This is a genomic window from Streptomyces iakyrus (assembly GCF_000717055.1).
Taxonomy (GTDB): Bacteria; Actinomycetota; Actinomycetes; order Streptomycetales; family Streptomycetaceae; genus Streptomyces; species Streptomyces iakyrus.
In genome coordinates this window covers 559,551-568,136 of the sequence record NZ_JNXI01000003.1, presented here as the reverse complement: position 1 = coordinate 568,136, position 8,586 = coordinate 559,551, and the positions used below count along the sequence as shown (strand labels likewise).

General features: G+C 71.7%; 16 protein-coding genes. 15 read left to right on the top strand and 1 reads right to left on the bottom strand.

Annotated elements, in window-relative coordinates; all coding sequences use genetic code 11:
* Window positions 1–32 precede the first annotated feature (32 nt).
* The 6 genes from OO68_RS07790 to OO68_RS46210 all read left to right on the top strand — a co-directional run bounded on the left by OO68_RS07790 (window position 33) and on the right by OO68_RS46210 (window position 1,879).
* Entirely contained in the window at window positions 33–419 is a 387-nt protein-coding gene (locus OO68_RS07790) for a DUF6915 family protein (protein WP_033307383.1), read from the top strand.
* Window positions 416–907, top strand: a complete 492-nt coding sequence (locus OO68_RS07785; RefSeq protein ID WP_033307382.1) for a hypothetical protein — start codon at window positions 416–418, stop codon at window positions 905–907. Before OO68_RS07790 ends, OO68_RS07785 begins: the two co-directional genes overlap by 4 nt.
* A gap of 87 nt (window positions 908–994) precedes the next feature.
* Window positions 995–1,192, top strand: coding sequence for a helix-turn-helix domain-containing protein (locus OO68_RS07780; RefSeq protein WP_033307381.1), 198 nt, complete (start codon window positions 995–997; stop codon window positions 1,190–1,192).
* Entirely contained in the window at window positions 1,189–1,377 is a 189-nt protein-coding gene (locus tag OO68_RS07775) for a hypothetical protein (protein ID WP_033307380.1), read from the top strand. The genes OO68_RS07780 and OO68_RS07775 overlap by 4 nt, the downstream gene beginning before the upstream one ends.
* A gap of 11 nt (window positions 1,378–1,388) precedes the next feature.
* Window positions 1,389–1,712 (top strand): hypothetical protein, encoded by a 324-nt coding sequence (locus OO68_RS07770; protein ID WP_033307379.1) that lies wholly within the window; start codon window positions 1,389–1,391, stop codon window positions 1,710–1,712.
* Window positions 1,712–1,879 (top strand): hypothetical protein, encoded by a 168-nt coding sequence (locus OO68_RS46210; RefSeq protein ID WP_157852695.1) that lies wholly within the window; start codon window positions 1,712–1,714, stop codon window positions 1,877–1,879. The genes OO68_RS07770 and OO68_RS46210 overlap by 1 nt, the downstream gene beginning before the upstream one ends.
* Before the next feature lie 47 nt (window positions 1,880–1,926).
* Here the strand turns inward: OO68_RS46210 and OO68_RS07765 are convergent, their stop codons facing one another.
* Window positions 1,927–2,241: a type II toxin-antitoxin system prevent-host-death family antitoxin gene (locus OO68_RS07765; RefSeq protein ID WP_033307378.1), complete on the bottom strand. Its 315-nt coding sequence runs from the start codon at window positions 2,239–2,241 to the stop codon at window positions 1,927–1,929.
* A 147-nt stretch (window positions 2,242–2,388) separates the two neighbouring features.
* Between OO68_RS07765 and OO68_RS07760 the strand changes: the two genes are divergently transcribed.
* The 9 genes from OO68_RS07760 (at window position 2,389) to OO68_RS07715 (ending at window position 8,512) form a co-directional block, all read left to right on the top strand.
* On the top strand, window positions 2,389–3,297 hold the full coding sequence (locus OO68_RS07760; protein WP_033307377.1) for a hypothetical protein: 909 nt from the start codon (window positions 2,389–2,391) through the stop codon (window positions 3,295–3,297).
* Window positions 3,294–3,908, top strand: coding sequence for a zinc finger domain-containing protein (locus tag OO68_RS43000; protein ID WP_051814527.1), 615 nt, complete (start codon window positions 3,294–3,296; stop codon window positions 3,906–3,908). Before OO68_RS07760 ends, OO68_RS43000 begins: the two co-directional genes overlap by 4 nt.
* Window positions 3,905–4,849 carry an adenine nucleotide alpha hydrolase family protein gene (locus tag OO68_RS07750; RefSeq protein WP_078625216.1) on the top strand — a complete coding sequence of 315 codons (945 nt, stop codon included), beginning with the start codon at window positions 3,905–3,907 and terminating at the stop codon, window positions 4,847–4,849. The genes OO68_RS43000 and OO68_RS07750 overlap by 4 nt, the downstream gene beginning before the upstream one ends.
* A 190-nt stretch (window positions 4,850–5,039) precedes the next feature.
* Window positions 5,040–5,402: a hypothetical protein gene (locus OO68_RS07745; protein ID WP_033307376.1), complete on the top strand. Its 363-nt coding sequence runs from the start codon at window positions 5,040–5,042 to the stop codon at window positions 5,400–5,402.
* Between the two features lie 43 nt (window positions 5,403–5,445).
* Window positions 5,446–5,727, top strand: coding sequence for a hypothetical protein (locus tag OO68_RS07740; RefSeq protein ID WP_033307375.1), 282 nt, complete (start codon window positions 5,446–5,448; stop codon window positions 5,725–5,727).
* A complete protein-coding gene (locus OO68_RS07735; RefSeq protein WP_033307374.1) occupies window positions 5,724–6,026 on the top strand; it encodes a hypothetical protein in 303 nt (100 codons plus the stop codon). The genes OO68_RS07740 and OO68_RS07735 overlap by 4 nt, the downstream gene beginning before the upstream one ends.
* A 55-nt stretch (window positions 6,027–6,081) precedes the next feature.
* The gene (locus OO68_RS07730; protein ID WP_033307373.1) at window positions 6,082–6,885 is read left to right on the top strand and encodes a DNA adenine methylase; all 804 of its coding nucleotides are present in this window, start codon (window positions 6,082–6,084) and stop codon (window positions 6,883–6,885) included.
* Window positions 6,886–6,990: 105 nt separating this feature from the next.
* Window positions 6,991–7,872, top strand: coding sequence for a hypothetical protein (locus OO68_RS07725; RefSeq protein WP_033307372.1), 882 nt, complete (start codon window positions 6,991–6,993; stop codon window positions 7,870–7,872).
* Window positions 7,873–8,116: 244 nt separating this feature from the next.
* Window positions 8,117–8,512 carry an SLOG family protein gene (locus OO68_RS07715; RefSeq protein ID WP_033307370.1) on the top strand — a complete coding sequence of 132 codons (396 nt, stop codon included), beginning with the start codon at window positions 8,117–8,119 and terminating at the stop codon, window positions 8,510–8,512.
* Window positions 8,513–8,586: the final 74 nt, after the last annotated feature.

Sequence of the window (8,586 nt, the reverse complement as noted above, 5' to 3'; positions counted from 1 at the left end):
CCGGGCGGGGCACCGACCCAAGGAGAACACGCGTGAACTCCTGGCACCACGCCCAGAGCAGCGCCCGCAAGTGGGGCGGTGAGCCCGAGTTGTACCTGCCCATCCACGAGTTCATCGACAGCAGCAAGCGGATCATCGGCGACGTCCGCCACCGCTCCCTCTACCACCACACCGAGGGCGTCTGGCTCTGCCAGCGAATCTTCGGCGTCACCCTCGACGTCCCCAAGCAGCGCTCCACCGTCCGCGTCCCGGTCCGGCTCATCGCCGAACAGCACGTCCTCGAAGACCTCGGCTGGCTCCCCAGCCCCGCGGACTACATCGACGGCATGCCCATCAAGCCGTGGATGTCCGGCTCCCAGCGCAAGACCGTCCCGCTCTCCCACCTGCTCCTCAACCAGCCCACCGGAGGCAACCAGTGACCAGCGGCCGCAACTTCCTCGGCATCCCCGTCCAGGGCGACATCACCCCCGGCGCCACCCGCGTCGAGCAGAAGCCGATCGAGGAACTCCAGCCCATCCTTCAGGCCGTCCTCGACGACCCGGCCATCGTCGAGTTCGGGTGGCGGCAGTACACCCCGTACTTCAACGACGGCGACCCCTGCGAGTTCAGCGTCCACGGCACCTGGGTCCGCACCACTGACGATGCGGACGCCGAGGAGGACGAGCTGGAGATGTGGGGCCACCGCAGCCTCGGCAAGATCCCCGGCCGCCGCGACGAGACGACCGGCGAGTGGGTGAAGGACCCGTACGAGGGCCCGGACGAGGCCCGCTACCACCGGTGCAAGGCGCTGGAGAAGGCCGTCGAGGGCGGCGCGTTCGAGGTCGTCCTGCTCGAAGCGTTCGGCGACCACGCCAACATCACCGTCCGCCGCGACGGCATCGAAGTCGAGTTCTACGACCACGACTGACCACCCCACCCGGCGGTCGCCCCAACGGCCGCCACTCCGCCCGCCCCGGCCCCCAGCGGGGCGGGCCTCGGCAGAAAGGACCCTGCGATGACCGGCCGCCCCATCACCGGCGAGACCCGCTACCGCGCCCGCCGTCGCGCCGCCCAGCTGTACATGGAGGGCTGCACCATCACCAGCGTCGCCCGCCAGATCGGCTACTCCTACGGCACCGCCCGGACGCTGATCCTTGAGGCCGGGGTGCGCCTCCGCCGCTCCGGCTCCCGGCAGACACGGCGTATCCGGTGACCGGCCGCTGCTGGCGGCCCGACGGCCCCGGCTCCTTCCAGGCCCCCGAGGATGTGCGCGCGGTGACCGACCGGACCGGCCGCCGCTGGACCCGCAGCGGCCCCCGCTGGACCTGCACCGGCAGCCACTTCATCCGCTGGCGGGTCCTCGTCGCCGACCACGGCCCACTCACCGAAACCACCTGACCGGAGGACCGATGCCCGCGATACAACCCACCCTCGACGGCACCCAACCCGCGGTCGCCGCCGACTACCACAGCTGGGCCGCCACGGTGCGGCCCGCGTTCGTGGCCGCGGCGCGCACCGGCCAGCTGTTCACCAGCTACGAGATCGCCAAGGCGAACGACCTCCCCGAGCCGCCGAACCCGCGCGCGGACTGGGGAAACCTCGTCCTCTCCCTCGTCCGCGACGGCGTGATCGAGCACGTGGCGTTCGACCGCTCCCGCCGGCCGACCGGTGAGCGCTCCGCGGTGGGGGTGTGGCGCGGCACCCGCGCCGCCCAAGCCGGCCGCGCCGCGTGATGGCCGGCCACCTGCGCCTGGTGCACGACGAACCACCGCAGCCCCACACGGTCACCGCCACCGAGGGCTGGCCACCGGTAGCGATCCCGGGCCGCCCCGGCTGGTGGCGGCACCTGATCAACGGCGAGCAGGTCGACCTACCGACCCGAGACCCGCAGCAGACGTGACGAAGGCCCCGCACACGGCGGGGCCCGGAGGAGAGGAGGGGACGGTGTCAGGACTCGGCGATGTTCTTCGCAGCCTGGATGTCGCGCTCGGCCATGTCCAGCTCCTCGCGGAGAACCCGGGCGTGGGTCACGGCCGGGGCGCCGTCCGCAGTCCTCTGAGCGCGCCGCTCAAGCAGCTCGATGAGTGCCCGGTCGCGCAGGGCTTGCTCGTAGAAGGGGTGGCTGACGATGACCGCCGCTTCCTTCCCGCGGTTGACGAGGACCGTCGGCTCATCTGCGTAGCGGGCGCGCGAGATCACCTCGCCGAGGACGTTGCGCGCCTCAGCGATCTTCGCCCGGTGCTCGGTGCGGGGGGTCGGCATGTCGACAGCGTAGCGGATTCGCTGCGGCACACAAGAGCGCTAATTCGCTTTCTTAGCTATGATAGCTACGTCAGGAACCGCACAAGACCGCCCTGAAGGGGGCGCTAGTCGCCATGCCCTGACCAGCACAGATGAGAGAAGACCTCAGTGGGAATCCGCCTGATCGTCGAGGTGCTCACCGCAGCGCCCGAAGCCCTCACGCACCGGGAGAAGCTCCTCCTCGTCGTGCTGGCCGAGGACGCCAACGACGACACCCGCATCACGTGGAACAGCGTCGAACGGCCCGAAGTCCTGCGCGGCGCCAAGCTCAGCCGCGCGCAGCTCTACGCCGTCATCAAGTCGCTGATCGCCAAGGGCGCGCTCACGAAGCTCGCGGCCGGCCAAAAGAACGGCACGGCCAAGTACAAGATCCCCGAGTTCCTCGACGCTCAGTGTCCCGGAATCGCTGACACTGAGGCCTCCTCTCAGCGTCCCGAAAACCGGGACACTGACGCCCCTCAGCGTCCCGGAAATGCGGACACTGACGCGAACGATCAGTGTCCCGAAAACGCGGACACTGAACCGTCTCAGTGTCAGGAAATCCGGGACGTCAGTGTCAGGGAATCCCTGACCCCTACCCCTCTGAACCCCTCCTCAACTACCCCCTCAACAAGCAAGCAGGAGAGCCAGCCCCCAGCGCCGATCGGCTACGGCATCCCCGACGCCGCCCGCCCCCTCGTCGACGCCCTCACCGCCAACGGCGTCGTCGTCCGCTGGCCCTTCCAGGGCAACGCCTGGTTCCCCATCCTGGCCATGATCAGCAAGAGCGGCGTACCCGCCATGGTCGACCACGCCCTGAAGGCCGCCGCCCGGACCAACATCGAGTCCGCGAAGTACTTCCTCAAGGGCTGGAGCGAACTGCCCCCCATGCCCACCCCCGGCGCACACCTCGTCGCGCTCCCCGGGGGCCCCACCCCGCCGCCTCGCCGCTCCACCACCGACGAACGCGTCGCCCAAGGCCTCGCCCTCGTCGAACACTTCCGCGCCCTCGAAGCCCAGCAAGGAGACACCGCATGACCCCCGCCGAGACCGCCGCGCTCCTCTCCTTCGCAGCCGCCTTCGACCGCCGCACCATCGGCGAAGCAGACGTCCTCGCCTGGCAAACCGTCCTCGCCGACATCCGGTTCGACCCGGCCAAAGCCGCCGTCGCCGCCCACTACGCCCGCGAGACCCGCTGGATCATGCCCGCCGACATCCGGCAGCACGTCCTCACCCAACGCGCCGACACCGCCGCCGACATCCAAGGCCCCGGCCTCCCCGCCGCCATCCCCGACGCCGATCCCGACGACGTCCAGGCCTACCTCGCCGCCGTCCGACAGCAGCGCACCCGCGCAGCCGACGGCGAACTGAAGCGCCGCCCCGTCGCCGAACTCCTCGCAGGCGCCGGCCGCGACATCCCCCACCCCGAGATCGCCACCGTCCGCCGCCCCGGCCCCCTCGGCGTCGAATGCCCCACCTGCCACGCCCCCATCGGCCGCCCCTGCCGCATGCTCGGCGGCCGCGAACGCGCCCCCCACGAAGCCCGCGAGCACGCCGTCCACGGCCGCCAGCACGACCCCGCCGCCGAAGAAGCCCGCCGCAAGAACGCCTCCCGCCACCTCACGCAGAACGAGGAGACCAACGCATGACCAGCCAGCCCGCCCTCCGCCTCCTGTCCCTCGGCGCCGGCGTCCAGTCCACCACCCTGCTGCTCCTCGCCGCCGAGGGACGCCTGCCCGGCCTGGACGGCGCGATCTTCGCCGATACCGGCTGGGAGCCCGCGGCCGTGTACACCCACCTCGACAGGCTGGAGCGCGAAGTTGCCCAGCCCGCCGGGATCCCGATCTACCGCGTGTCCGTCGGCAACATCCGCAACGACGCCCTCGACCCCGAGCACCGGTTCGCGTCCATGCCGCTGTTCGTCAAGAACCCCGACGGCGGCGACGGCATGACCCGACGGCAGTGCACCTCGGAGTACAAGCTGAAGCCGATCAAGCGTCAGGCGCGGCAGCTCCTCGGCTACCCGCACCCCACGCCCGTCCCGCGCGGCGTGTACGCCGAGCAGTGGATCGGCATCAGCCGCGACGAGATCGGCCGCGCCAAGGACTCCGGCATCGGCTACCTGAAGTCCGAGCACCCGCTGCTGCACCTCGACGGCGCCGCCGACGGCCGCGGAGGCTGGACCCGCACCGACTGCATGCGCTACCTCCGCTCCCGCGGCTGGAAGTCCACCCCCAAGAGCGCCTGCGTCGGCTGCCCGTTCCACGGCAACGCCCAGTGGCGACAGCTCCGCGACGAACACCCCGACGAGTGGGCAGACGCCGTCGACTTCGACCACGCCATCCGCTCCGGAAACGCCCGCGGCAACGCCAACGGCAAGCCGCTCCTCGGCGAGGCGTACCTGCACCGCTCGCGGCTCCCGCTCGACCAGGCGCCCATCGACCGCGTCACCGCCCACGAGTGGGCCAGCAAGCAGACCGACGTCTTCGGACAGATCGCCGACGCCGAGCTGGAGGAAGGCGACCCCGACGGCTGCTCCCCGTGGACCTGCCGCAGTGGACAGCCCGTCACCGCCGAGACCGAGCGATGACCGCCCGCCGGCCCGGCGCCCCCATGCCCGACGAACTCCGCCAACGCACCGGCGCACACCCCGCCCGGCAAATCCCATGCCCCCACTGCCGCGCACCCGAACGAGCACCCTGCACCACCCGCACCGGACGACGACTCCAGCAGCCACACCCCGCACGAATCGACGCCCACGACGCACAGGAGAACCAGCGATGACCAGCACCGACCCCCGCGTCCTTCAGCTCGCCGAAGCGCGCTACCGCAACGGCTACGGCGCCTGGGCCGCTGACGCCTGGGACAACCTCGACGCCGCCCTCCGCCAGCACCTCATCGGTGAGGCAGCCGCGTGGCTTAAGGCCGCTGTCGCCGCCGGGCTCATGCCGTCGGCCGAACGCCCCTCGCCCGAGCACGACGCCGTCTACGTCGACGACGAGGGCTACCTCTACGCCGAGTACCGCACCGTCCCCGAGTCCGACTCGGTCGTCCGTCTCGTCTGGGCCCGCGAGCAGGCCGAGTCGAAGCGCGCCCTGGAAGAGCACGGCGCCCAGTTCCGCCTCATCGGCTGGAGCACCTGACCGCCGTCTGACCGTCCGCCAACACGCACTCCGGAGCCAACCCATGAGTAACAAGCCCGCCACCCCCAAGCCGACCGAGGGCACCTGCGAGCGCTGCCAGCAGCCCCGCCCCCTCTTCACCTACGTCACCGAGCACGACTGCATCGACACCGCCGGACTGATGCGCCTGACCGAGGCCGTCGAGTGGATCGAGCAGATCGAGGACACCGACGACCGCTGGTGCGCCCGCCGCCTCCACCACCTGCCCCAGCAGAAGCTCTGCATCCGCTGCCACGACAAGGAGCGCGAGGACGAGGAGCTCTACATCAAGGAGCACCAACTGTGACCGCCATGCCTGCCGCGGCGATAGCCGTGATCGCCGCCGCCCTCGACGACTACCGCCTCACCACCCCCACCCACCGGCAGACCCCACGCGGCGCAGCCGAACGCGCAGCCGAGTACCTCGTCGGCAGCGGCTGGGGCCTGTACGTCCCCCGCGGCGACCAGTCCCGCGAGCGCGCCGCCTGCCCCGCCTGCACCGTCCGCCACCTCGTCACCCAGCAGGGCCGCATCCGCCGGCACGGACCCCACGGACACCCCTGCCCCGGCAGCGGCGCGCTCGCTCACCTCCAGCCCGCCGCCTGACTGCCCCACCACCCCACCCCGCCCCACACCGGGCACCAACACCGAGGAGACACCGATGAGCACCGCCGTCCGGCCGCCCGTCCCGTACTTCGGCAGCAAGCAGCGCCTCGCCCGCCGTATCGCCGCCCTGCTGCCCAAGCACCGTCACTATGTCGAGCCCTACGCCGGGGGCCTGTCCGTGCTCCTCGCCAAGGACCCGGCGCCGCTGGAGACCGTCAGCGACAAGGACGGCGAACTGATCACCTTCTGGCGGATCTTGCGTGACCAGCCCGCCGAGTTCGCCCGCGTCTGCGCGCTCACCCCGCACTCCCGCGTCGAGCACGCCCTGTCCTACGAGCCCGCGGACACCGATCTGGAGACCGCCCGCCGAGTGTGGGTGCGCCTCACCCAGGGCCGCTCCGGACGCATGGACCGCACCGGCTGGCGGCATTGCAAGGCCGACATCGGCACCAACATGCCCGCCTACTTGGACGGCTACCGGCTGCGCCTTCACCCGGCCGCCGAGCGGCTGATGGGCGTGCATCTGGAGTCTCGGCCCGCCCTGGAGCTGATCGAAGCGTTCGGTGGGCGGGAGGACGCGCTGCTGTACGTGGACCCGCCGTACCTGGGCTCGACCCGCGGGGCGACCGGCTACCGGCACGAGATGCGCACCGAGGGCGAGCACCGGGAGCTGGCTGCCGCGCTCGCCTCCTGCAAGGCCGCGGTCGTCCTGTCCGGCTACCACAGCCCGTTGTACGACGAGCTGTACGCCGGCTGGCACCGCAGCGAGCTGATCGCCAGCGCCGGCAACGCCCGCGCCGACCAGAGCCGGGCCCGGACCGAGGTGCTGTGGTCCAACCGGCCGCTCCCCACCCCGTGACCACGCAGACGGCCCGGGGCGGCCGATACCCGCCCCGGGCCTCCGTTCAGCGTCCCACACCACCCACCCCCGCCCGCACCAGCCACCACCAGGAGCAAGCAGCACATGACCACCGACCACACGCACGGCTTGTCCGTGCAGCACGCCGACCGCCTGTGGGACGCCGTCGCCATCCCCGGGCCGAAGACGCCGACGTTCACCGAGCAGCACGAGCGGGTGTGCGCCGCCGTCGCCGAGATCATCGACGAAGTCACCGCCGTCGGCGAGCAGCCCGAGCAGGCCGCGTTGCGCGACCGCATCGCCCAGGCGATCCTCGCTCGCATCAAGCGGGCCACCGTCTCTAAGGCGCAGCCCTTCGATGCAGCGACCGCCCTTCTGGCGCCGAACGAGTTCGACCTCGCCGATGTGGTGCTGGCCGTGCTGCCGCCGCCCGTGTCCCGGGCCGACGTCTACGGGGAGGTCGCCGAGCTGGTGCGCTCGATGGCCCCTGAGCACCCCAGGAACGCCGCATGGGTGCAGGACTGCCACCACATCGCTGACCGCATCGACGAAGCCCGCCCCCTGCTGCGCCGCATGGCCGACGAGGCGCAGCCCGGACCGCGTCGGCTGAAGGGCCGCGTCGTCGCCGTCACCCAAAGCCCGGCGCTGCTCGGCACGCCCGATGACGAGATCGCCGCACTCGCAGCCGGCGAGGCGCAGCCCGGCACCGAGGCGGCGTGCACGTGCGGGGCCACCGCCTGCGAGTCAGACGCGTGCGACTGCGACTCGGCGCCCTGCCCGGTGAATCACGCCGCCGAGGCGCGGCCGGACGCGCCATGGACGACGGACGGAGCGCGCATCGGCCGCGTCCTCATCTGGTCCCACGCCGACATCGGCAAGGGTGACTTCGGGCGGGGCTATCGAGCGGCGCAGGAGGAGGCGCGCGCGATCCTCACCCGGCCGCTCCTCACCGCCGCCGAGCCGCAGCAGGACGGGGCGCAGCAGTGATCGGCGAGTTCGTCGACGCGTGGTTCACCGTCATCCTCGCCGCCGTCCTCTGGGCGGCGGCCGGGGGCGGACTCGCGGCGCTCACCGTCGCGGGGGCAGCACGGTGGCTGTGTGGCCGCTGGAGCGCCTCACAAGCCCGCCGCGCCCCTCGCGTCGCAACGCCCCCTCACAGCCCCGCAGACGGGCTCCTGCGCCCTCGGCCCCTGTGGACCCACAGCCAACCACTCACCTACGAGGAGACCGCATGAACGCCAAGCCGTACCGCGTGCTCGTCACCGGCAGCCGAGACTGGACCCGCCACGAGTTGGTCTGCCTCGCCCTTGACGCCGCCTTCTGCGAAGCCACCAACGCAGGACGCCTCATGACCCTCGTCCACGGCGCCTGCCCCCGTGGCGCCGACGCACAAGCAGCCGACTGGGCCAACTACATGATCCGCCGCGACCTGCCCCTCAAGGTGGAGGCCTACCCTGCGAACTGGTCCCTGGAGGGCAAGCGGGCTGGGTTCATCCGCAACGCCCGCATGGTCAACCTCGGCGCCGAACTGTGCCTCGCGTTCATCAAGGACGGCAGCCGGGGCGCCAGCCACACCGCCCGGCTCGCTGAGGAGGCCGGCATCCCTGTCCGACGGTGGACGGCCTGATGGGCGGTCTCGGCATCGGCATCGTCTGCGCCCCCTTCATCAGCGCCGCCCTCCTCGCCATCGGCTGGATATGG

Coding starts and splice junctions, on each gene's coding strand:
- OO68_RS07780 (WP_033307381.1), top strand. CDS start 995: ATGACCGGCCGCCCCATCACCGGCGAGACCCGCTACCGCGCCCGCCGT.
- OO68_RS07770 (WP_033307379.1), top strand. CDS start 1,389: ATGCCCGCGATACAACCCACCCTCGACGGCACCCAACCCGCGGTCGCC.
- OO68_RS46210 (WP_157852695.1), top strand. CDS start 1,712: ATGGCCGGCCACCTGCGCCTGGTGCACGACGAACCACCGCAGCCCCAC.
- OO68_RS07765 (WP_033307378.1), bottom strand. CDS start 2,241: ATGCCGACCCCCCGCACCGAGCACCGGGCGAAGATCGCTGAGGCGCGC.
- OO68_RS43000 (WP_051814527.1), top strand. CDS start 3,294: ATGACCCCCGCCGAGACCGCCGCGCTCCTCTCCTTCGCAGCCGCCTTC.
- OO68_RS07750 (WP_078625216.1), top strand. CDS start 3,905: ATGACCAGCCAGCCCGCCCTCCGCCTCCTGTCCCTCGGCGCCGGCGTC.
- OO68_RS07745 (WP_033307376.1), top strand. CDS start 5,040: ATGACCAGCACCGACCCCCGCGTCCTTCAGCTCGCCGAAGCGCGCTAC.
- OO68_RS07740 (WP_033307375.1), top strand. CDS start 5,446: ATGAGTAACAAGCCCGCCACCCCCAAGCCGACCGAGGGCACCTGCGAG.
- OO68_RS07730 (WP_033307373.1), top strand. CDS start 6,082: ATGAGCACCGCCGTCCGGCCGCCCGTCCCGTACTTCGGCAGCAAGCAG.
- OO68_RS07725 (WP_033307372.1), top strand. CDS start 6,991: ATGACCACCGACCACACGCACGGCTTGTCCGTGCAGCACGCCGACCGC.
- OO68_RS07715 (WP_033307370.1), top strand. CDS start 8,117: ATGAACGCCAAGCCGTACCGCGTGCTCGTCACCGGCAGCCGAGACTGG.